Source organism: Allobosea sp. Root670 (assembly GCF_001429415.1).
In the GTDB taxonomy this organism is placed as follows: Bacteria; Pseudomonadota; Alphaproteobacteria; order Rhizobiales; family Beijerinckiaceae; genus Allobosea; species Allobosea robiniae.
Genome location: NZ_LMJU01000001.1, coordinates 1,211,426 through 1,232,713 on the forward strand (window position 1 = coordinate 1,211,426; position 21,288 = coordinate 1,232,713).

Sequence of the window (21,288 nt, forward strand, 5' to 3'; positions counted from 1 at the left end):
AGCATCCACGCCTTACGACATGGATGAAGGGAAAGACGTGGATGGTCGGGACAAGCCCGACCATGACGCGGAGCGCTGCCCCATTAGTGCCCGAAGCGCCCACCGCCCGGCACCGCCGCCAGCAGTTGCCGCGTATACGCGTGCTGCGGGTCGGCGAAGATCGCGGCTGTCGGCCCGCTCTCGACGATGCGCCCGCGCTGCATCACCGCGATGCGGTCGCAGATCTGCGCGGCGACGCGCAGGTCATGCGTGACGAAGAGGATAGCGAGGCCGAGCCGGCTCTGGATATCCTTGATCAGCTTGAGGATCTGGGCCTGCACGGAGACGTCGAGCGCCGAGACCGCTTCGTCCGCCACGAGCACGTCGGGCTCCAGCGCCAACGCCCTTGCAATGCCGACACGCTGGCGCTGGCCGCCCGAGAATTCATGCGGGTAGCGGTCAATGGCGTTGGCGGAGAGGCCGACGAGTCCCAGCAATTCCTTCGCCCGCGCCAAGGCCTCCTTGCGCGGCGTGCCATGGGCGACGGGGCCGTCCGAGATGATGCGGCCGACGGTCTGGCGCGGATTGAGCGAGGCGAACGGGTCCTGGAACACCATCTGGATGCGCTTGCGCTGGCGGCGCAGTTCGGCCGGCTTCAGTTCGGAGAGAACGAGATCGCCGAGCGCGATGCGGCCGCGATCGGGCTCGATCAGGCGCAGGCAGCAACGCCCGACCGTCGACTTGCCCGAGCCGGATTCGCCGACGAGGCCGAGCGTCTCGCCACGGACAAGCGCGAAGGAGATGTCGTCGGCCGCCTTGACCTCGCGCGCGACGCCGAAGAGCGAGCGCTTGCGGTAGGTCTTGCCGAGCCCCTCGACGCTGATCACCGGGGCGGTATCCGGCAGCGGCGGCAGCACGGCCGGCGTCAGCGAGGGCACGGCGGCCAGCAGCTTCTGCGTATAGGGGTGGCGTGGAGAGCCGAGCACCTGATCGGCCGTGCCCTCCTCGACCAGCACGCCCTTCTCCAGCACGGCGATGCGGTCGGCGATCTCGGCGACGACGCCCATGTCATGGGTGATGAAGAGCACGGCCGTGCCGTGGCGATGGCGCAGGTTGTCGATCAGCTTAAGGATCTGCGCCTGGGTGGTGACGTCGAGCGCGGTGGTCGGCTCATCGGCGATCAGGAGCTTGGGTTCGAGCGCGAGCGCCATCGCGATCATCACGCGTTGGCGCTGGCCGCCGGAGAGCTCGTGCGGATAGGCCTTGGCGAGGCGCGGCGGATCGGGCAGGCCGACCTCGGTCAGGAGCTCGATGGCGCGGGCCCGGCGCGTCGCCCTGTCGTGCAGGCCGTGGGCCTCGAAGGTCTCGACGATCTGGTCGGAGATGCGCATGACCGGATTGAGCGAGGTCATCGGCTCCTGGAAGATCATGCCGACCTCGCGACCGCGCACCTCCTGCATCGCCTGTTCGTCGAGGGCGAGGATGTCGCGGCCGGCGAGCCTGATCTGGCCCGCGACCGGCTTCACCGCCTTGGGCAAGAGACCCATCACCGCATGGGCGATCATCGACTTGCCGGAGCCGGATTCGCCGACGACGCAGAGCGTCTCGCCGGGCTGGATGGTCAACGTGACATTCTCGACAGCATGGGCACGGTCGGCCATCGCGGGCAGCGCCAGCGTCAGGCCTTCGATGGAGAGCACGGGAGCGGTCATTCGCGCCCCCTGGCCAGACGCGGGTTCAAGGCATCGTTCAGCCCCTCGCCGGCGAGGTTGAGCGCGAGCACCGTCAGGAAGATCGCGAAGCCGGGGAAGAACGAGATCCACCAGGCGTCGAGCAGGCGCGTGCGGCCGGCGCCGACCATATAGCCCCAGCTCATCAGGTTGGGGTCGCCCAGCCCGAGGAAGGAGAGCGAGGATTCGAGCAGGATCGCCGAGCCGATCATCAGCGAGCCCATGACGATGATCGGCGCGATGGTGTTGGGCAGGACCTGGCTGAAGATGATCCGCGGCGTCGACTGGCCGATGGTGACGGCCGCCTGGACATATTCGCGACTTCGCAGTGAGAGCACCTCCCCGCGCACCAGCCGCGCCACCGGTGGCCAACTTACCACGCCGATCGCGAGCACGATCGAGCCGAGCTGCGGCTGCAGGATCGCGACCAGCACGATGGCAAGCGCGAAGGAGGGAATGGTCTGGAAGAATTCGGTGAAGCGCATCAGCGCGTCATCGACGAAGCCGCCGGCATAGCCGGCGACGGCACCGAGCGGCACGCCGATCACCAGCGCGACCAGGGTCGAGACCACCCCGATCATCAGCGAGACGCGGGCGCCATGGACGAGGCCGGAGGCGAGGTTGCGGCCGAGCGTGTCGGTGCCGAGCGGGAAGCGCTCCATGGTGAAGGGCGCGAGGAAGGGCCGAGCCACGGGACGCCAGGGCGATTGCGGATAGAGCGTCGGCGCCAGGATCGCGAAGGCGATGACGGCAAGCAGGATAACGATGCCGATGACCGCGCCGCGATTGCGGATGAAGCGCTTGAGGAAGTTCATGCGTGCGCCTCGATGCGCGGATCGACGATCCGGTAGACCAGATCGGTCGCGATGTTGAAGCAGACGACCATCGCCGAGGAGACGAAGAAGACGCCGAGCAGGACGGAATAGTCGCGCTGGACCAGCGCATCGAACATCAGGCGCCCGATGCCCGGCCAGGCGAAGACGGTTTCGGTCAGGACCGCGCCGCCGACGAGCTGGCCTGCCTGCAATCCCGCCAGCGTCACCACCGGCAGGATGGCGTTGCGGGCGACGTGCCGCCGCCAAACGCGGGATTGCGAGACGCCCTTGGCGCGCGCCGTCTTGACGAAATCGGCGCCAGCCACCTCCAGCATCGAGGCGCGCATCATCCGGGCATAGAGCGCGGTGAAGAACAGGCCGAGCGTCAGCGCAGGCAGGACGAGATGCTGGCCGATATCGAGCGCGCGGGCGAGACCGGTATAGTTCGCGCCGATGGTCTCGTAGCCGACATTGGGCACGAGTCCGAGCTTCAGCGCGAAGACGATCTGGCTCATCAGCGCGACCCAGAACAATGGCGTGGCATAGAACATCAGCGCCAGCGTGGTGATCAGGCTGTCCGACCATTTGCCGGCCCGGCGCGCGGCGAGCGCGCCCATCGCCGTGCCGACGACGAGCGAGACGAGGAAGGCCGCGCCGGTCAAAAGCAGCGTCGCCGGCAAGCGCTCCATGATCAGGCTCAGCACCGGCTGCTGCTGGCGATAGCTGAAGCCGAGATCGAAGGTGAGATAGCCCTTCAGGTAGATCCAGAGCTGGGTCAGGAAGGGCTGGTCGAGACCGAAGCGGGCGCGCAATTGTTCGAGGAGCTGCGCGTCCGCAGCGCCGGCCTCGCCGGCAAGCACCTGCGCGGGGTCGCCGGGTGCCGCCCGGATCAGCAGGAAATTCAGGATCGCGATCGCGAAGAGGACGATGATCCCCTTCACGAGCCGGCCGGCGAGGAATTGCGCGAGGTTCATTCAGGACTTTCGTGAAGCTGTCATCCCACGCGCGCCGCGGCGCGAAGTGCCGCTGCGCAGACGCGGGACCGTCATCAGGATAGGGCGGCCTTATGGGCTAACCCCGATACGATCCCGGATCGCCGCTTCGCGGCGCCCGGGATGACGCGCCCCTCGGAGCTGACCTTACTCCTTCCAGGCGTCGCGGAAGCCGTCGTCGACGCCGATGCCGGTGGTGACGAGGTTCTTGACGTTGCAGCGATAGATGGTCGGGAAATCCATCTCCAGCAGCCAGAGCACCGGCAATTCATCGGCCAAGATCTTCTGGATCTTGGTGTAGAGGTCCTGGCGCTCCTTGTCGGTCGGCGCGATCGCCGCGTCGGCGAAGAGCTTGTCGACTTCCGGATTGGAATAGCCACCGACATTGGCGAAGGGATTGCCTTTGGCAATGTTGGAGGAAATGTAGGAGCGGGCCACGCCCATGGCGGGATCGCCGAGCTGGTAGAGGAAGTTGAAGTTCAGGTCGAAATCCCAGTTCGACGCCTTCTGTGTCCAGCCGGGCACGTCGGTATTCTCGATCTGGATCTTGACGCCGACATCCTCGAAATTCTGCTTGATCGCCTCGGACCAGCGGCTCCAGGTCTCACCATAGGGCAGGTTGAGCAGCTTGATCGTCTCGCCCTTGTAGCCGGAGGCCTTGATCAGCTCCTTCGCCTTGGCAGGGTCATAGGTGTATTTCGGCACGTCGGCCGAATAGAACTTGGTCTTGGACGAGATCGGCCCGGTCGGCAGCTTGCCGAGGCCGCCCCAGACCACGTCCTTTCCGAACTCGCGATCGATCGCGTACATCAGCCCCTGGCGGAACTGCTTGTTGCCGAGGATGCCGTTGCGGACGTTGGGCGTGATCCAGGCATGGGGGGCGAACATCTCCCAGCCCTTGGTGGTAATGCAGGTATTGGGCAGCTTCGACAGCCGTGCAACGTCGTAGACATCGACCGAGCCGCCGGTCAGCACATCGACCTTGCCCGTCTCGTAGGCAACGGCGCGGGCGGCTGCATCGGGAATGATCTGCCAGTAGATCTCGTCGAGGTTCGGCTTGCCCTTCAGCCAGTAGTCCTCGTTCTTGACGAGGTGGATATAGGAACCCTTCTTCCACTCCTTGAGCTTGAAGGGGCCGGTGCCGATCGGCGTGTTGTTGGCGGGGTTGGCGCGATAATCCGTGCCGTCATAGATGTGCTTGGGGATCATCGGCGCGGAGGCGACCTCCTGCGTGATGATCAGCGGGCCGAAGGGCTGCTTCAGTACGATCTTCACGGTGAGATCGTCGACCTTCTCGATCTTCTCGACCTGGGCGTTGACGATCGGGCGCCAGCGCGGATGGACCTCGCGCAGGAACTTGTCGAGGGTGAAGACGACGTCATCGGCCGTGAACGGCTTGCCGTCATGCCATTTCACGTTTTCCTGGAGCTTGAAGGTATAGGTCTTCGCGTCCGGGGAGATCTCCCAGCTCTTGGCGAGCGAGGGCTGCGGCTCGAGCTTCTCGTTATAGCGCAGCAGCGACTCGTAGATGTTGCCGGCAACCATGTTGGTCGGGCCGTTCTGGTTGAGGCCCTGCATCAGCATGGGCGGCTCGGGCTGGACGACGACATGGACCGTCCCGCCCTTCTTCGGCTCCTGCGCGGTTGCCGCACCCAGCGCGAGAACCGACGCCGCCAGCGCCAGACCGAATCTCAAACCCCTAGCCTTCGCCGTCATCTGCTCGTTCCCCTGTCTCGTATCGAGATCATATCGTTTGAATCGGATCCGTTAGGATCGTCCGGCGCCATCGCACCCGATCACGCGTCTCTTGGCAAGCGCCGCGCCAACTGCCCGGACGCGTCAGCGCGCCATGCCCGCCAGCGCATCGCGCATCGAGGTGCTGGGAATGCCGAACAGGCCGCCGTAATGCGTCTCGAGATCGGTGATCACGAACATCACCGTCGAGATCGAGACAATACCGATCGCCAGCACGATCGCGGCGAGGCGCTTGCGCGGAATCTGCAAGCCGAAGCTCAGGAAGACCAGCATCAGCCAGAAGGTCATGACGCTGGTGAACAGCGGCGAGACGGGGCCACGCACATCCTCGATCACCGCCCAGCGCCGTTGCTGCACGCGCTGATAGGTGGCTCGACACTCTGCCGCGAGGTTGGCGCGAAGCGCATCGGCAGGGTTCAGGCCGTTGATCGCCCGGCCGATACGGCCGATCAGGGCGCCGAGCGCGGGATCGGCGCCTTCGCGCGCCATGGCAGCGGTGTCGGGATAGGAGACGCCCGCGGGCTTGGGCTCGTCTGGCCAGGTACTTGCGATCACACCCGCCGTATAGCCGCGCAGGTCGAGCCGGATCGGATCTGCCTCGGCCCCGTAGCTGCGCAGGCATTCATCGAACTGGGCGAGCCCAGCCGCATCGGCATTGCGATCGCGATAGGCCGTATCGAAGGCCGCCTTGACGCTGGAAAGCTGCAGACTGAGCACGAGGGCGGCGAAGGTCACGAGCAGGCTCGTCACCAGCCGGATCGCCTCCATCGTGCGTTCGGAGAGATGCTCCTCCGACAGCCAGCCCCGCAGCTTGACGCCGAAGATGGCGCTCCCGCTGAGCAATGCGCAGAAAATGAAGGCTGCCAGCGTCTCGGCCATGGTCGCGATCGCTCCGGACGGATGCGGTCCTTGCGCATACCGGCCCAGATGGGCGTGCGACCGCAGGTCCTGTCAACAGAGGCGACGAATTCCTCGCCATCGAACCCGCGTGCTCAGCGGAGCTCCTCGACATAGGTCGCGACGAAGCGGACGAGTTCGCTCTGCCGGGCCGTGCCGGTCTTGGCGAACAGGCGCTGGAGATGGGTCCGGGCGGTGGTCGGGGCGATGCCCAGCCGCTTGGCGGCAATGATCGTGTCGAGCCCCTCGACCATCAGGACGAGCATGCGCTCCTCGGTCGGCGTCAGGCCGCAGGCCTCGCTGACACGGGCGATGTTGCGATCCATCGCGCTTTCGGGATCGTCCACCGTCAGGACGAACAATTCGATGCTCGTCAGATGGACCGCGTCGATCGCGATCTGGCGGCCGTTGCGCAGCACCAGCGGCAACCGCACCTCGCCGGCCGCACTGCCAGTGCGGCAACGCTTCAGCCAGAGCTGCAACCGCGCCATGAAATCCTTGTCGCTGGCGGTGAAGCGGTCGATGCCCCCCAGGCCGTCGCGGGTCAGCGCTGCCGCGCCGCAGTTGCCGAAGCGCTGGTTCAGCTCGGCATCGATGACGAAAACCGGCCTGGAAGTCCGCCCGAAGGCGTCGGGGTCGACATGAGCGCGTGCGTGGAACGGGCTGTAGCTCGTCCTGGCGGCAATCGAGACGTGAAGCGACATCGCAATATCCATCCCTGCAATCGACGGGTCGCCGCACCCTGCTGCCGGAGAACCGAAACCCGGCCGGATGCAGCTCCGTTCTCTTTGGTCGCGGCGAGGCGCGAGCAGGTTCAATGCTCCTCTCGATTTTGGACTGTTATTGGATATCGCCTTCAGGCGCCCGCGGCAGGCTCCCCCACCGCCCGCGTCAGGCGGTCAGCGTCAGCTTGTAGGTATAGGTATCGCCCCGGAACAGACCTTCGACATATTCCAGCATGTCACCGTCGGCGCCGTAGCTGCGCCGTTTGATCAGCAGGCAGGGCACGGGAGCATCGAAGCCGAAGATGGCGCGTTCCTCGGCCGTCGGCGCCGCCGCCTCGATGGTCTGGTCGCAGCGCGTCAGGGGCAGGCCGAGTTCGGCGAGCCGGGCATAGACCGAGCCGGAGAGATCGCTCTCCGCCAGGTCCGGCGCCCGCTCCAGATTATACCAGGCGACCTCGCGCGACATCGGGATGCCGTCGCCGGAGCGAATGCGGACCAGCTTGAGGAAGCGCGCATGCGAGGAACGGCCGAAGATCGAGGCGATCGAGCGGTCGTTGACCACGGAGCGCTCGACGATGCGGGAGGACGGCACACGGCCGAGCTCCTGCATCTCCTGGGTGAAGCCCTTGAGCCGGTCCATGCCGGAATGCAGGCGCGGTCCGGCCCCTTGCACGATCGAGCCCAGCCGCCCCTGCGCGCTCAGCAATTTTCGCTCGCGCAGGGCGTTGTAGGAGCGCTGCACGGTGGCGCGGCTGATGCTGAGCCGCTCGGCGAGCTGACGTTCAGCCGGCAGGGTCGTGCCCGGCGGCAGCGTGCCGTCGCCGATCAGCTGAGTCAGCTGGTCCTCGAGCTGCTGGTAAAGCGGCTTGGCGGTGTCGGTACGCAGTTCCAGCAGGTTCTGGAAGGGCGGTTTTGCAATCTGCTTAGGCACTGTCATCGATGGCATGAGCGTGACACAACCCGCGTAGCAGTTCGTGAATGGGAAAATCAAACCCTATGACCGGCAAACCTGTCTTCGTCCTGGGAAGCTTCGTCGTCTCCTGCTCGGCGAAAGTCGCCCGCTTCCCGCGCCCGGGGGAATCGCTCGCCGCCGAAACCGTGACGATCGAGCCGGGCGGCAAGGGGCTGAACCAGGCGATCATGGCCCGCCGTCTTGGCGCCGCGGTCGAGGGCCTGCTCGCCGTCGGGGACGACCTCGCCGCAGCTTTCGCGCCGCCGGCGCTCGAACGGGCCGGCCTGCCGCAATCGATGCTGGTCCGTCTCGACGGCGCGACGGGTAGCGGCATCGGCTTCACGGACGCCAGCGGCGAGACCTGCCTTGCCGTCGCCTCCGGCGCCAATCTCGCCCTCACGGCCGCGCATGTCCGGCAGCGGGCGCCGGCCATTGCCGCTGCGGCGCTGGTGACGGCCCAGTTCGAGATCGGCGATGCACCGATCGAGGCGGCCTTTACGCTGGCCCGGCAGGCAGGCATTCCGACCCTGCTCAACCCCTCGCCCTTCCGGCCGATTCCCGCCGCCATCCTGGCGCTGACCTCGATCCTGATCATCAACGAGACCGAAGCCCGCGGCCTCGCGGCCGCGCTTGGACGGGAGCAGGACGAGGCAACCGATCCGGATCGCTTCGCGAGGGAACTCGGGCCGGCGCTCCTGAAGCACGGCCCGCGTCTCGTCGTCCTGACCCGAGGTGCAGCCGGAGCCGTGGCCGTCACGGCGGATGCTCCCACCATCGTGCAGGCGGACTTCCCGGTCGAGGCGATCGATTCGCTCGGCGCCGGCGACGCCTTCGCCACGACGCTCGGGGTTCGGCTGGCGATGGGACTGGCCTTGCCCGAAGCCCTGCGCGACGCCGCGGCGGCGGGCGCCCTGACGACCACCCGTCACGGCGTCTTCGAGGCGTTGCCCACGGCCGACGCCATCGCGCTCATGAGCGGGAGGTGAAACGGCTTCCTCGCGACGAGAAAATTTGGATTGCTTTTGGACTTTTCCTGACCGACCCATCCTGCTATTTTGGGAAGCGTGCATCACGCATGCGCCTTCCTTGGCCAGCCGGGATTTCTCATGCCGCGCCTCGACGTCGATACCGTCATGTCCACGATCGACCGGCTGCTGGTCGGGGCGATGGACGAAGGACAGATGCAGGCCGCCGCGGAAGCGATGCGGCAACTCTTCAACGGCTCGAAAGCCTGCTTCGCCGGGATCGGCCCCCACCCCGACGACTGGGCATCCTATGCGACCGATCCCGACGAAGCGCTGCAGGAGCGTTGCACCGGCGAACTCGCGCCCGATTTCATCGAGATGGGCGGCACGCTGCGCGACATCCCGTACGGTGCGATCTACCGGGATCACGAGGTGTTCGGCGCGGAAGCCCTGCGCAGCTCCCGCGTCTGGCAGGAATGGATGCGCCCGCAGGACATGTTTGGCGGCCTGGCCTGCCGGCTTGCCGGGAATGGGCAGGCCTTCTGGCTCTTCGACGTGCAGCGCGGGCGACATCAGGAGGGTTTCGACGCCGAGGATGCCGCCCTGCTCGAAAAGCTCTATCCGGTGTTGCGGCGCGTGGTCGAACTGCGCCGCCATATCGGCCGGGTGACCATCCAGCGGGACGAAGCTCGCGGCGCTCTCGACCGGATCGCCATCGGCCTCGCGATCCTCGACCAGGACATGCGCATCACCTACGCCAATGAAGGCGCCGACGAGATCCTGGCCGACCCTGACGGCGCGCTCAAGCTGCGCCAGGGCCGCCTGTTCGCACGTCAGCCTGCCGACCAGCGCCAGCTCAGGCAATTGGTCGAAGGCGCCTTGCGGAGCGCACTGGACCCCCTCGCCCATCATCAGGCCAGCATGATTTTGCATGGCGAGGATGGTTCTCATTCGCTTTCGGCCTGCGCCATGCCAGCGCCCCCTTCGCCTGCCCAGGATCAAGCGGCCGGCCAGGTCCTGATCGCGCTGCGGCGCCTCGAGACGGCGGCCAATCTCGTCGCCTGCGCACGCCAGCTCTTCGACCTCACCGATACCGAAGCCAAATTCGCCTCCGCGCTCGCGAGCGGATCATCCCTGACCGAAGCCGCCGAAGCCCAGGGTGTCCGGATTTCGACTGCACGCACGCATCTGGCGCGGATCTTCCAGAAGACGAATACCCGACAGCAAAGTCAGCTCGTTTCACTGCTGCGCAGCGCGGAACTCCCTCTTCGGCCGCGCTGAATCCTCGCCATCTGGGCTGATCTCAAGCAACATTCGCCGCGTCTACGGTTTGTTTTCCTAGCTTCCTCTCGGTCAGGCCATGAAAACGAACCTAGACGAGACGCCGCGGCCGTTTCGTCATCCAAATGACGGAGATTATCCGGCCGGCCGATGAAACCGGCCGCCCGTCATCGGCCTGGGCACGCCGGTGGTCGAAGGCAGGCTCAGCGGCAACCCCTTCACCGAGCGTATGGCGAAATAGGCGAAGATCTGCGCCTCCAGCGCATCGCCGTTCCAGCCGACCGCCTCCACCGGCTCGACCGGCACACCCAGCCGCTCGGCGAGCCGCATCATGAAATGCCGGTTGAGCCGACCGCCGCCGCCGACGAGCCAGCGCTGCGGCCGGCGTGGGACATGGCGCAGCGCCGCAACGAGGCTCTCGATGGTAAAGGCTGCCAGCGTCGCCGCGCCATCGGCATCCGAGAGCTGCTCGACAACCTGGGCACGCCGATGGAAATCATTGCGGTCGAGCGATTTCGGCGCAGGCCGGTCGAAGAAGGGATTGGCCATGAAGCCGGCAACGAGATCGTCATGCACGCGCCCGCTGGCCGCCAGCGCGCCATCAGCGTCATAGGGCCGGCCGAGCCGGCGCAGCACGAAATCGTCGAGGATCGCGCTTGCCGGACCGGTATCGAAGGCGACGACGGTATCGCCGTCGATATAGGTGACATTGCCGACGCCGCCAAGATTGAGGACCATCACCGGCTGCTCGAGGCCCTGCGCGAGGGCGCGATGATAGAGCGGGGCAAAGGGCGCGCCCTCCCCGCCGGCCGCGACATCGGCATCGCGGAACCGGTCGACCGTGGGGATGCCCAGCGCATCGGCCACCGCCTGACCGTCGATGAGCTGACGGGTGAAGCGCTGCTCCGGCCGGTGGTAGACCGTCTGGCCGTGCAGGCCGACGAGATCGATCGCGGCGAGAGCAAGCCTCTGATCGGCGATATAGGCCCGGACGGCGGCGAGATGGTCGGCGGTGACGGCGGCTTCGAGCTCCGCCAGCGGAGCGCGCCCGGCCCGCTCGGCATCGGCGATCACGGCCTGAAGCTCCCGGCGCGTGGCGTCGCGGTAGGGATAGGACGCGCCGGCGCCGAAGGAGACGGCGTCGTGCCCGTCGCTCGTCACCAGCGAGACGTCGATGGCATCCATCGACGTGCCGCTGATCACGCCGATCGCGGTCAGGCTCTCCTGCGACAGGTCGGCCTCAGGCCTCGCGCCGGACAAGGCTATTCGCCCGGCTGCGGCCCGTCATAGCCGCCGATGATCACGAGATCGGACTGGCCGGCGCTGCTCAGGTGCTTCACCGCTTCCTGGTATTCGGGCGAGGCGTAGCAAGCGCGGGCCGTCTCCTCGTCCTTGAACTCGATAACGACGTTGTGCTTGCGGCCCTCGCCGCGGGCGAGCTTGTATTCGCCGCCGCGAACCAGGAACTTCGCACCGTATTTGGCGAAGGCTACGGCATTGAGCGAACGGTACTTGGCGTAGGCCTCGGCGTTCTCGACGTCGACGCGCGCGATCCAATAGCCCTTGGCCACGGTCAGGCTCCCTCGACGGCGACGAGATCGATCTCGCCGGCACCTTCGCGCAGCTTGCGCGCCTCGGCATATTCAGGGGAGAAGAGGTAGGCCCGCGCCGATGCGAAATCCTTGAACTCGATGATGATGTTGCGGGCGCGGCCTTCGCCTTCGCCCACCGTCATCTGGCCGCCACGCACGATCGGCGTGCCGCCGTAGATCTTCATGACCTCGGAGGCCTTGGCGGCATAGCCCGCCCATTTGGTCGCGTCGGAGACCTTGGCGCGGCCGATGACATATCCCTTGGGCATGGTGCTATCCGTTGGCTGAATCGGGTTCGGACCGGAGCTTACGAAGCCGCGACGATCTCGTCCATGACCGCGCCCGCCGCCGCACGCGGGTCTGCCGCGCGGATGATGGGACGCCCGACGACGAGATGATCGGCGCCGACGCGGATCGCCTCGGCCGGGGTGAGCGTGCGCTTCTGGTCACCCGCCGCGCTCCCGGAAGGCCGGATGCCCGGCGTCACGATGACCATGTCCGGCCCGATGACCTCGCGCACGATCGCCGTCTCGGCAGCCGAGCAGACGATGCCGTCGATGCCGGCCGTGCGAGCCTGCTCGGCGCGCAGGCGCACGAGATCGCGCACCGCGAGCCCATAGCCCGCATCGCGCAGGTCGCCATCGTCATAGGAGGTGAGCGCAGTGACCGCGAGCAGCTTCAGGTCGGCATCGCCGCGGCCTTCGACGGCACCGCGCATGGTCTGCGGATAGGCATGGACCGTGAGGAAGGTGACGCCGAGCTTGGTCAGCGAGTCCACGCCCTCGGTCACGGTGTTGCCGATGTCGTGCAATTTGAGGTCGAGGAAGACCTTCTTGCCCTCGGCGACGAGCTGGCGCGCGAGATCGAGGCCGCCGGCGAAGGCGAGGCGATAGCCGATCTTGTAGAAGGTGACGCCGTCGCCCAGCGTCGAGACCAGGCGGTAGGCATCCCACACGGTCGGTACGTCGAGGGCGACGATCAGGCGGTCGCGGACATCGTTGATCTTCGGGTTCATCAACCGGCTCCCTGAGTTTCGAGGGAAGGCGCATGATTCGAAGCAGGATGCAAGCGCGGGAAGCGCGAGCCCGGCACGGAGAACATCCTTCTGCGCATTGCTGCCTTTCCGAGAAACCTGTTTCCCCCGACCGGCCGACCCTCTAGGCCACACGCTCCGCTTCCTCGGAGACGCCGACGATGTCCTGGGCTGCCCTGACCGGGTTTCTGCTGCTGACCGGCATGGCCGCCTATGTCCAGACGCTGACCGGTTTCGCCTTCGGGCTGATCACGATGGGCGGCGTCGGCCTGACCGGTCTGCTTTCGCTGCCCGATGCCGCCATGCTCGTCAGCGTTCTCACGCTGGTCAACGCGGCGCAGATGCTGCTCAAGGGCTGGCGCGATGTCGACTGGCGCAAATTCGCGCTGGTTCTGATCGCGAGCTGGCCCTTCCTTTTCATCGGCTTCAATCTGCTGGAATGGCTCGCCGCGAGCCGGGCCGATCTGCTGCGACTGGCGCTGGGCTTCGTGATCATCGTCTCCAGCCTGCAGCTCGCGCGGAAACCCGACGCGTTCCGGCAGCCGTCGCGAGCCCCCAGCTTCCTGTTCTTCGGTGGCATCGCCGGATTGATGGGCGGTCTGTTCTCGACCGCTGGCCCGCCGCTGGTCTACCATTTCTACCGCCAGCCGATGCCGCTCGTCGTCGTCAGGGAAACGCTGGTGACGATCTTCGCGCTGAACGCCCTGTTCCGCACAGGGCTCGTCATCGCCTCCCAGCAGATTCCCGCGGCATCGACGCTATCGGCTCTCTTCGCCATTCCGGCAGTGATCGCGGGAACACATCTGGCACGCCGCTATCCGCCCCCGCTTTCGCAAGCCGTCATGCGGCAGATGGTGTTCCTGCTGCTGTTCCTGTCGGGCGTTTCGCTCGGCGCGCCGGCGGCTATTCACCTGCTTGGATTCTGAACCATCATGCTCGCTACAAAGGCGAGCGTGACGCCCCCCTGAACGACGGCGTGGCTGCGTCGAGAAACCCGGCAGGCGCTAGAACTGCGGCTCCTGCGGAGCCTGCGCCGTCAGCACCTGCTGGAAGACCTGCGCCCAGACTTCCGGCGGCTGCGCACCCGAGACCGCGAGCTTGCCGTCGACGATGAAGAAGGGCACGCCTGTGACGCCGACCTTGCGAGCGTGATCCTCCAGCCCGATCACGGTCTCGCGCAACTCGTCATTGGCGAGTTCGTCGCGGGCGGCCTGTTCGTCGAAGCCCTGCTCGACCGCGATCTGGATCAGCGTCTCCAGATCGCCGATGTCGCGCCCATCCTGCCAATAAGCCTTGAACAGGGCCGCCGTCATGTCGCCGCCGCGCTGCACCGTCGAGGCGGCTGCAACCAGCATATGGGCCATGCGGGTGTTGACGCTCTTCGTCACCTTCGCCCAGTTGAAGGTGACGCCGCTCTCCAGCGCCGCCTCCGACAGCCGAACCTCGATCTCCTTGCGCTTGCCGGGGCCGAACTTGCTTTCGAGATAGTGGGTACGATCCATGCCCTCCTCGGGCATCTCCGGGTTGAGTTCGTAGGGCAGCCAGGTAATGGCGAAGCGCTCGTTCAGGCCATAGCGCTCCAGCGCCGTCTCCAGCCGGGCCTTGCCGATGAAGCACCAGGGGCAGGCGATGTCGGAGACGATCGCGAGCGGCATCTTGTCCTGCATGTCGATGTCCTTGTCTCAGGCAGGCGGGTAGCGGTGCTGCCCGCCATGCCGGTCTTCGGCGAGCGCTTCCACGCCCGGCGTCTCGCAGCCGGAGAGGAAGGCGGGGCCCACCGGAATCTTGCCGGCACCGCCGGGGATGTCGAGGATATAGGTCGGCTGGCACAGCCCGGAAAGGTTGCCGCGCAGGCTTTTGACGAGCGCCTGCCCCTCCTCAAGCGTCAAACGGAAATGCGAGGTGCCGGGCGCGAGATCGGGATGGTGCAGGTAGTAGGGCTTGATGCGGTTCTCGACGAAGGCGCGCATCAGGGCACCGAGCGTCCCGACATCGGCATTGATGCCCCTGAGCAGCACCGACTGGCTGAGCAGGACATGGCCGGCATCGGCGAGCGTTGCGATCGCGGTGCGGGCATCGTCGGTGAACTCGCGCGGATGATTGGCGTGGATGGCGATATAGCTCGCCTTGCCAGGGATGCGCAGTGCCCTGGCATAGTCCGGCGTGATCCGGCCGGGATCGACGACGGGCACGCGGGTGTGCCAGCGCGCGACCTTGATATGCGGGATCGCGGCAAGACGCTTCGCGACCTCGCGCACGCGACGGGCGGAGAGAATGAAGGGATCGCCGCCCGTCATGATCACCTCCCAGATCTCGGGCCGGGAGGCGAGATAGGCGAGCGCGGCGTCGAGCTTGGCGCCGGTCAAGGCATCGCCGCCGGGGCCGACCATCTCGCGCCGGAAGCAGAAGCGGCAATAGACCGGGCAGGCATGGACGAGCTTGAGCAGGGCGCGGTCGGGATAGCGATGGACCACGCCCTCGACCGGCGAATGAGCCTCGTCGCCGATCGGGTCGGCCAGTTCCTGCGGCAGCGTCGTGAGTTCGGCAGCGTCGGGGATGAACTGGCGCGCGATCGGGTCGGTGGGATCAGCCGGATCGATCAGCCCGGCAACGGCCGGCGTCACCGAGACGGCATAGCGCTCCGCCACCTTCTGCAGGGCATCGCGGCGCGCGGGCGCGGCCAAGCCGGCCTCGACGAGCGCGTCGATGCTGCGCAAAGGCTGGCCACCGGGGGGCTGGTGAACGGTCATGCCCCTCCCCTGCCCGGTTCCGCGACCGGCGTCCAGAGCACATCCTCGATCCGGCGCGCGCCGACGCAGAGCATGACGAGCCGGTCGAAGCCGAGCGCGATGCCGGATGCCGCCGGCATCAGCGCCAGCGCTTCCAGGAAATCATCGTCGACCGGATAGCGCTCGCCATAGATGCGCTCCTTCTCGTCCATGTCGGCCTCGAAACGACGGCGCTGCTCGGCCGGATCGGTGAGCTCGCCGAAGGCATTGGCGAGCTCGACGCCGCAGGCATAGAGCTCGAAACGCTCGGCCACACGCGGATCGCCGGGCTTAGGCCTTGCGAGCGCGGCCTCGCTAATTGGGTATTCGCAGAGGATCGTGGCACGGCCACGGCCGAGATGCGGCTCGATGCGCTCGGACAGGATGCGACTGAAGATGTCGGACCAGCTATCGTCGTCGGTAACCCGGATTCCGGCCTCGATCGCATCGGCTGCGAGCCCGCCGCGATCAACCTCCTGATCGGCTGTCACCGTGCGCAACAGGTCGATCCCGGCATGGCGCCTGAAGGCCTCCTGCAAGGTCAGGCGCTCGGGCTCGGCGAAGGGGTCGGCCTCGATACCGCGCCAGCGAAGCATGGAAGCGCCGGCAGCGCGGGCGGCTTCGGCCATCAGTGTGGCGCAGTCCTGCATCAGCGCCTCGTAACCCTCGCCGGCGCGATACCATTCCAGCATCGTGAATTCGGGATGGTGCAGCGCGGTGCGCTCGCGATTGCGGAAGACGCGGGCGAAATCGAAGATGCGGCGCTCGCCGGCCGCCAGCAGCTTCTTGGCTGCGAATTCCGGCGAGGTGTGCAGGTAATAGGGATGCGGCGCGGCCGCGTTGTCGATCAGCGTCGTCGCGAAGCCGTGCAGATGCGTCTCGTTGCCGGGCGAGACCTGGAGGATCGCCGCCTCGACCTCGGTGAAGTCGCGGTTCTCGAACCAACGCCGCAGCGCAGCCTTGATCCGCCCCCGCGCCAGCAAGGCCGGGCGGCGGTCGGCATGGATGTCGGGGCGCCAGAACGGCGTCGGGGACGAACTCATCGAAACTCGCGTCGAATGCGTCGGAAAGCTTTCGTTTCGCGCGCGAATGCGGTAGTTGCGCGGCGACAGAATTCGCATAGCGCGGCGGAACGCCGCGCACCAGAAGGACATTCACGTGGTCAAGGTCATCGCCTCTTCCGTCCGCAAGGGCAACGTCCTGGATCTGGACGGACATCTCTGCACCGTCATCTCGGCCGAGAGCTTCTTCCCCGGCAAGGGCACGCCGACGACGCAGATCGACATGCGCCGCATCTCCGACGGCACCAAGATGACCCAGCGCTACAAGACGACCGAGCAGGTCGAGCGCGCCTATGTCGAGGACCGCGACTTCACCTATCTCTACCAGGACGGCGAGCAGTACGTCTTCATGAACCCCGAGACCTACGATCAGATCCCGGTCGACAAGGACGTGATCGGCGACGCCGCTCCCTATCTCCAGGAGAACATGAAGGTCTCGCTCTCGGTGTTCGAGGACAAGGCCGTCGCAATCGAACTGCCGCAGCGCGTCACGCTCGAAGTCGTCGAGACCGAGCCGGTGACCAAGGGCCAGACGGCCTCCTCCTCCTACAAGCCGGCGATCCTCTCGAACGGCGTGCGCAGCGCAGTGCCGCCGCATGTCGGCATCGGCACCCGCGTCGTCGTGATGACGGCCGACGGCTCCTATGTCGAGCGCGCGAAGGATTGATCTGCTGGCGCAGAGCGCAGCAGAAAATTCTCCTCTATAGCTTTTCGCAGCGGGCCCTTTCCGGGCCCGTTGTCGTTTCCGAGGACATCATGACGCTCACAGTCAAGGCCGCCGCCCTTTCCGGCTTCGTGCAGACGCTCAAGGCGCTCGACGCCATTCTCGACAAGGCCGTGCAACAGGCCGAGACCCGCAAGATCCAGCCGGAAGTGCTGCTCTCCGCCCGCCTCGCGCCGGACATGCTGGCCTTCACCCGCCAGATCCAGCTCTGCTGCGATTTCGCCAAGAACGCGGTCGCGCGCCTTTCGGGCGGCGAGAACCCGCGCTTCCCCGACGAGGAGAAGAGCTTCCCGGAGCTGAAGGAGCGCATCGCCAAGACGCTCGCCTTCGTCGCCGCGGCCGACAGCGCCGTGCTCGATGCCGGGCTCGCCCGCGAGGTCACCTTCCCGCGCGGCCCCTCGGCGACCGTGACGATGACCGGCGAGGCCTATCTCACCCGCTTCGCCATCCCGAACTTCTATTTCCACGCTACGACGGCCTACGACATCCTGCGCCAGAACGGCTTCCAGATCGGCAAGCAGGACTTCCTGCTCGGCGTCTTCGACGCCTGAGGCCAGCCTTCCTGACATGAGCCTGATGCCGGCCATCACGATCGAACGCCCCTCTCCCCGGGATGCCGGGGAGATCGCCGCGCTCTATCTGGCGTCGCGCGCGGAGGCCCTGCCCTGGCTGCGCCGTGTCCATAGCGACGACGAGGTGCGGGGCTGGATCGCGCATGTCAGGCTCGCCACCGGCGAGACCTGGGTCGCGCGGGAGACCGGGCGCATCCTCGGCTTTCTCTGCCTCGACGGCGAGGACCTCGACCAGCTCTACCTGCTGCCGGGAGAGTTCCGGCGCGGCATCGGCTCGCTGCTTCTCGCCAAGGCGAAGGAACTGAGCCCGGAGCGACTCCACCTGTTCACCTTCCAGCGGAACGCGGCTGCGCGGGCCTTCTACGAGCGCCACGGCTTCCGCCTCGTCGACCTCAACGACGGCGAGCGCAACGAGGAAGGCGAGCCGGACGCCCTTTACGAGTGGCGCAGTTCTTTTTCGAACGGGGGCTTGTAATCGGGACGCGCCCTTCCCATCTCAGGATCACGGCGATGTCGAGAGCGTTCCACAGCTCTCCAGCGCCGTTGAAGACGGCCATGAGCCGAACGTTTGACGCCGGATGTACGCGCACCCGTTCAGGACATGGCCGTTGGTTCATTCCGAGGCCCGTAGCGGACATCCGCTGCGGGTCTTTTCGTTTCCGCCTTCCGCCTCGGTGGGGCTGATCCCGACCATCACGTCATCGTTTATGCAAGGCCGCGTTCTAGACGTGGATGCTCGCCACAAGGGCGAGCATGACGGCGCGGTCTTTCAACCCTGCAGGAACGGATTGTTCTGCCGCTCTTCGCCGAGCGTGCTGGCCGGGCCGTGGCCTGGCAGGAACTGGACGTCGTCGCCGAGCGGCAGGAGCTTCGTCTTGATCCCCGAGATCAGCGCCTCATGGTCGCCATAGGGGAAATCGGTGCGGCCGACGGAGCCGGCAAAGACGGTGTCGCCCGCCAACAGGAAACGCAGGTCCTTCTGGAAGAAGGTGACATGGCCCGGCGAATGGCCCGGCACATGTGCGACCGCGAAGGTCAGGTCGCCGAGAGAAACCGTATCGCCCTCCTTCAGCCAGCGCGTCGGCACGACCGCCTTCATGCCGGGGATGTCGAAGCGCAGCCCCTGTTCCGGCAAGGCCTCGAGCAGCGGCTTGTCGCCCTCATGCGGCCCGATCACCGGGATCGACAGCGCCTCGGCCAGCTCTGTCGCGCCGCCGGCATGATCGAGATGGCCGTGCGTCAGCCAGATCGCGACCGGGGTCACGCCGAGCTCCTTCAGGGCGCCCAGAAGCTTCGGAACGTCACCGCCGGGATCGACGATGGCCGCCTCGTTTGATTTGGGCTCCCAGACGATCGAGCAGTTCTGCTGGAACGGCGTCACCGGCACGACGGCGATCTGGAGCGGCGGCTGGTCGGTCATGGGAGGCCTTTCGATGATCGCAGAAGGCTTTTACCGCCCGCCGCAGCGACTGGCGATGAGCGCGCGGTAATTCACCAGCTCGGAATCCATCTCGGCGACATTGCGTGCGCGTTCCGCCCCGCCCTGACAGGCGGCAAAGACCGAGCGGGCCTTCTGGAGATAGGTGACATGCTCTCGCCAGGTCCGGCACTGCGTCGCCTGGTCGGCTGTGGCCACACCTGCGAGCCGCGTCTGCTGCTGGCGGAAGCCGGCCTCGTTCTGGAAGAGATCGCGCGAACAGGTCGCCGGGCGCGGCTGCTGGGCCAACGCGGGAGCAGCCAGCAAAAGCGCCGCAACGGCCAGGACCAGCCTCATCCGAGGTTCAGCTCCTTGAAGAAGTCGTTGCCCTTGTCGTCGATGACGATGAAGGCCGGGAAATCCTCGACCTCGATCCGCCAGACCGCCTCCATGCCGAGCTCCTGATATTCGAGCACCTCGACCTTGCGGATGCAGTCCTGCGCGAGACGCGCAGCCGGGCCGCCGATCGAGCCGAGATAGAAGCCGCCATGGGCCTTGCAGGCCTCCCGCACGGAGGCCGAGCGGTTGCCCTTGGCGAGCATCACCATCGAGCCGCCGAAGGACTGGAACTGGTCGACGAAGGAATCCATCCGGCCGGCCGTGGTCGGGCCGAAGGAGCCGGAGGCGAAGCCTTCCGGCGTCTTGGCCGGGCCGGCGTAATAGACCGGGTGGTTCTTGAAATAGTCGGGCATGCCCTCGCCGCGCTCCAGCCGCTCGCGGATCTTGGCATGGGCGAGATCGCGCGCGACGACGATCGTGCCGGTCAGCGACAGGCGCGTCTTGACCGGGTGCTTCGAGAGCGTCGCGAGAATCGCGCTCATCGGCTGGTTGAGGTCGACCTTGACGACATCGCCGCCGAGCGAGGCGTCCTCGACCTCCGGCAGGTATTTCGACGGATCGGTCTCCAGCGCCTCCAGGAAGATGCCATCCCTGGTGATCTTGCCCTTGGCCTGGCGGTCGGCGGAGCAGGAGACGCCGAGCCCGATCGGCAGCGAGGCGCCGTGGCGCGGCAGACGGATGACGCGCACGTCATGGCAGAAATACTTGCCGCCGAACTGTGCGCCGACGCCGAGCGCCTGCGTCATCTTATGGACCTCCTCCTCCATCTCGATGTCGCGGAAGGCATGGCCCGAGGGCGACCCCTTCGTCGGCAGCGCGTCGAGATATTTGGTCGAGGCGAGCTTGACCGTCTTCAGGTTCTGCTCGGCCGAGGTGCCGCCGATGACGATGGCGAGGTGATAGGGCGGGCAGGCGGCGGTGCCGAGCGTCAGAATCTTCTCCTTCAGGAACGCCATCATGCGGTCCTTGGTCAGGAGCGAGGGCGTCGCCTGGTAGAGGAAGGTCTTGTTGGCCGAGCCGCCGCCCTTGCAGACGAAGAGGAATTTGTAGGCATCCTCACCCTCGGCGTAGATGTCGATCTGCGCCGGCAGGTTGGTCGCGGTGTTCTTCTCCTCGAACATCGAGAGCGGCGCGAGCTGCGAATAGCGCAGGTTGCGCTTGAAATAGGCATCCGCCACGCCCTCGCCGAGCGCGGCCTCGTCGTCGCCATCGGTCCAGACCTTGCGGCCCTTCTTGCCCATCACGATCGCGGTGCCGGTGTCCTGGCACATCGGCAGCACGCCGCCTGCGGCGATATTAGCGTTCTTCAGCAGGTCATAGGCGACGAACTTGTCGTTCGAGGTCGCCTCGGGATCGTCGAGGATCTTGCCGAGCTGGGCGAGATGACCGGGACGCAGCAGGTGGTTGATGTCGATGAAGGCCTGCTCGGAGAGCTGGCGAATCGCTTCGCGCGAGACGTTCAGGACCTCGCGGTCGCCGATCTTCTCGACGCTGACGCCTTCGCTGCCGAGCTTGCGATAGGGCGTGGTGTCCTCGCCCAGCGGGAAGAGATCGACATGCGTATAGGCCATGGCCAGCGGCTCCGAAACAGGGTGCACCGCGATCAGGACATGGAAGACGCGGTAACGATC

At 66.5% G+C, this 21,288-nt stretch carries 23 protein-coding genes; 6 read left to right on the forward strand and 17 right to left on the reverse strand.

Annotation, left to right across the window (positions count from 1 at the left end; genetic code table 11):
• Positions 1–83 precede the first annotated feature (83 nt).
• The 7 genes from ASE61_RS05560 to ASE61_RS05590 form a co-directional block, all read right to left on the reverse strand.
• On the reverse strand, positions 84–1,691 hold the full coding sequence (locus ASE61_RS05560) for an ABC transporter ATP-binding protein (RefSeq protein ID WP_061965349.1): 1,608 nt from the start codon (positions 1,689–1,691) through the stop codon (positions 84–86).
• Complete coding sequence (locus ASE61_RS05565; protein WP_061965351.1) at positions 1,688–2,524, reverse strand: ABC transporter permease; 837 nt, start codon at positions 2,522–2,524, stop codon at positions 1,688–1,690. Before ASE61_RS05565 ends, ASE61_RS05560 begins: the two co-directional genes overlap by 4 nt.
• Positions 2,521–3,498 carry an ABC transporter permease gene (locus tag ASE61_RS05570; RefSeq protein ID WP_061965353.1) on the reverse strand — a complete coding sequence of 326 codons (978 nt, stop codon included), beginning with the start codon at positions 3,496–3,498 and terminating at the stop codon, positions 2,521–2,523. Before ASE61_RS05570 ends, ASE61_RS05565 begins: the two co-directional genes overlap by 4 nt.
• Positions 3,499–3,663: 165 nt before the next feature.
• Positions 3,664–5,232 (reverse strand): ABC transporter substrate-binding protein, encoded by a 1,569-nt coding sequence (locus tag ASE61_RS05575; RefSeq protein ID WP_061965355.1) that lies wholly within the window; start codon positions 5,230–5,232, stop codon positions 3,664–3,666.
• Positions 5,233–5,355: 123 nt separating this feature from the next.
• Positions 5,356–6,150, reverse strand: a complete 795-nt coding sequence (locus ASE61_RS05580; RefSeq protein ID WP_061965356.1) for a hypothetical protein — start codon at positions 6,148–6,150, stop codon at positions 5,356–5,358.
• 113 nt (positions 6,151–6,263) lie between these two features.
• Positions 6,264–6,872: a helix-turn-helix transcriptional regulator gene (locus ASE61_RS05585; protein WP_061965358.1), complete on the reverse strand. Its 609-nt coding sequence runs from the start codon at positions 6,870–6,872 to the stop codon at positions 6,264–6,266.
• Positions 6,873–7,059: 187 nt separating this feature from the next.
• Positions 7,060–7,824, reverse strand: a complete 765-nt coding sequence (locus tag ASE61_RS05590) for a GntR family transcriptional regulator (RefSeq protein WP_244492714.1) — start codon at positions 7,822–7,824, stop codon at positions 7,060–7,062.
• Positions 7,825–7,889: 65 nt separating this feature from the next.
• Between ASE61_RS05590 and ASE61_RS05595 the strand changes: the two genes are divergently transcribed.
• Positions 7,890–8,831: a PfkB family carbohydrate kinase gene (locus ASE61_RS05595; RefSeq protein WP_244492715.1), complete on the forward strand. Its 942-nt coding sequence runs from the start codon at positions 7,890–7,892 to the stop codon at positions 8,829–8,831.
• Between the two features lie 120 nt (positions 8,832–8,951).
• Entirely contained in the window at positions 8,952–10,091 is a 1,140-nt protein-coding gene (locus ASE61_RS05600) for a helix-turn-helix transcriptional regulator (RefSeq protein WP_061965364.1), read from the forward strand.
• A 135-nt stretch (positions 10,092–10,226) separates the two neighbouring features.
• Here ASE61_RS05600 and ASE61_RS05605 read toward each other — a convergent pair whose 3' ends face one another.
• Genes ASE61_RS05605 through pyrF form a run of 4 tightly spaced genes read right to left on the reverse strand, consistent with a single transcriptional unit; the run spans position 10,227 to position 12,698 of the window.
• Complete coding sequence (locus ASE61_RS05605) at positions 10,227–11,351, reverse strand: anhydro-N-acetylmuramic acid kinase (RefSeq protein ID WP_274532844.1); 1,125 nt, start codon at positions 11,349–11,351, stop codon at positions 10,227–10,229.
• 2 nt (positions 11,352–11,353) lie between these two features.
• A complete protein-coding gene (locus ASE61_RS05610) occupies positions 11,354–11,662 on the reverse strand; it encodes a DUF1330 domain-containing protein (protein WP_061965366.1) in 309 nt (102 codons plus the stop codon).
• Between the two features lie 2 nt (positions 11,663–11,664).
• Entirely contained in the window at positions 11,665–11,952 is a 288-nt protein-coding gene (locus tag ASE61_RS05615; RefSeq protein WP_061965368.1) for a DUF1330 domain-containing protein, read from the reverse strand.
• 38 nt (positions 11,953–11,990) lie between these two features.
• Positions 11,991–12,698 (reverse strand): orotidine-5'-phosphate decarboxylase, encoded by a 708-nt coding sequence (pyrF, locus tag ASE61_RS05620; RefSeq protein ID WP_061965370.1) that lies wholly within the window; start codon positions 12,696–12,698, stop codon positions 11,991–11,993.
• Between the two features lie 179 nt (positions 12,699–12,877).
• On the opposite strand from pyrF, the gene ASE61_RS05625 reads away from it, so the two are divergent.
• Positions 12,878–13,642 (forward strand): sulfite exporter TauE/SafE family protein, encoded by a 765-nt coding sequence (locus tag ASE61_RS05625; RefSeq protein WP_061965372.1) that lies wholly within the window; start codon positions 12,878–12,880, stop codon positions 13,640–13,642.
• 78 nt (positions 13,643–13,720) lie between these two features.
• Here ASE61_RS05625 and ASE61_RS05630 read toward each other — a convergent pair whose 3' ends face one another.
• The 3 genes from ASE61_RS05630 to epmA are packed head-to-tail and all read right to left on the reverse strand — an operon-like array spanning position 13,721 to position 16,527.
• Positions 13,721–14,383, reverse strand: coding sequence for a DsbA family protein (locus ASE61_RS05630; RefSeq protein ID WP_061965374.1), 663 nt, complete (start codon positions 14,381–14,383; stop codon positions 13,721–13,723).
• 15 nt (positions 14,384–14,398) lie between these two features.
• Positions 14,399–15,466, reverse strand: coding sequence for a lysine-2,3-aminomutase-like protein (locus tag ASE61_RS05635; protein ID WP_061965376.1), 1,068 nt, complete (start codon positions 15,464–15,466; stop codon positions 14,399–14,401).
• Positions 15,463–16,527: an EF-P lysine aminoacylase EpmA gene (gene epmA, locus ASE61_RS05640; protein ID WP_061965378.1), complete on the reverse strand. Its 1,065-nt coding sequence runs from the start codon at positions 16,525–16,527 to the stop codon at positions 15,463–15,465. Before epmA ends, ASE61_RS05635 begins: the two co-directional genes overlap by 4 nt.
• Positions 16,528–16,642: 115 nt before the next feature.
• Between epmA and efp the strand changes: the two genes are divergently transcribed.
• The 3 genes from efp (at position 16,643) to ASE61_RS05655 (ending at position 18,316) form a co-directional block, all read left to right on the forward strand.
• Entirely contained in the window at positions 16,643–17,212 is a 570-nt protein-coding gene (efp, locus tag ASE61_RS05645; protein ID WP_061965380.1) for an elongation factor P, read from the forward strand.
• Between the two features lie 89 nt (positions 17,213–17,301).
• On the forward strand, positions 17,302–17,820 hold the full coding sequence (locus ASE61_RS05650) for a DUF1993 family protein (protein ID WP_061965663.1): 519 nt from the start codon (positions 17,302–17,304) through the stop codon (positions 17,818–17,820).
• Between the two features lie 16 nt (positions 17,821–17,836).
• On the forward strand, positions 17,837–18,316 hold the full coding sequence (locus tag ASE61_RS05655; RefSeq protein WP_061965382.1) for a GNAT family N-acetyltransferase: 480 nt from the start codon (positions 17,837–17,839) through the stop codon (positions 18,314–18,316).
• Positions 18,317–18,610: 294 nt separating this feature from the next.
• On the opposite strand, the gene ASE61_RS05660 is transcribed toward ASE61_RS05655, so the two are convergent.
• From ASE61_RS05660 to ASE61_RS05670, 3 genes are read right to left on the reverse strand one after another with little or no spacing between them, the layout of a single operon-like run.
• A complete protein-coding gene (locus tag ASE61_RS05660) occupies positions 18,611–19,261 on the reverse strand; it encodes an MBL fold metallo-hydrolase (protein WP_061965384.1) in 651 nt (216 codons plus the stop codon).
• A 30-nt stretch (positions 19,262–19,291) separates the two neighbouring features.
• Positions 19,292–19,615 carry a hypothetical protein gene (locus ASE61_RS05665; protein WP_061965386.1) on the reverse strand — a complete coding sequence of 108 codons (324 nt, stop codon included), beginning with the start codon at positions 19,613–19,615 and terminating at the stop codon, positions 19,292–19,294.
• A complete protein-coding gene (locus tag ASE61_RS05670; RefSeq protein WP_061965388.1) occupies positions 19,612–21,228 on the reverse strand; it encodes a fumarate hydratase in 1,617 nt (538 codons plus the stop codon). Before ASE61_RS05670 ends, ASE61_RS05665 begins: the two co-directional genes overlap by 4 nt.
• Between the last annotated feature and the right edge of the window lie 60 nt (positions 21,229–21,288).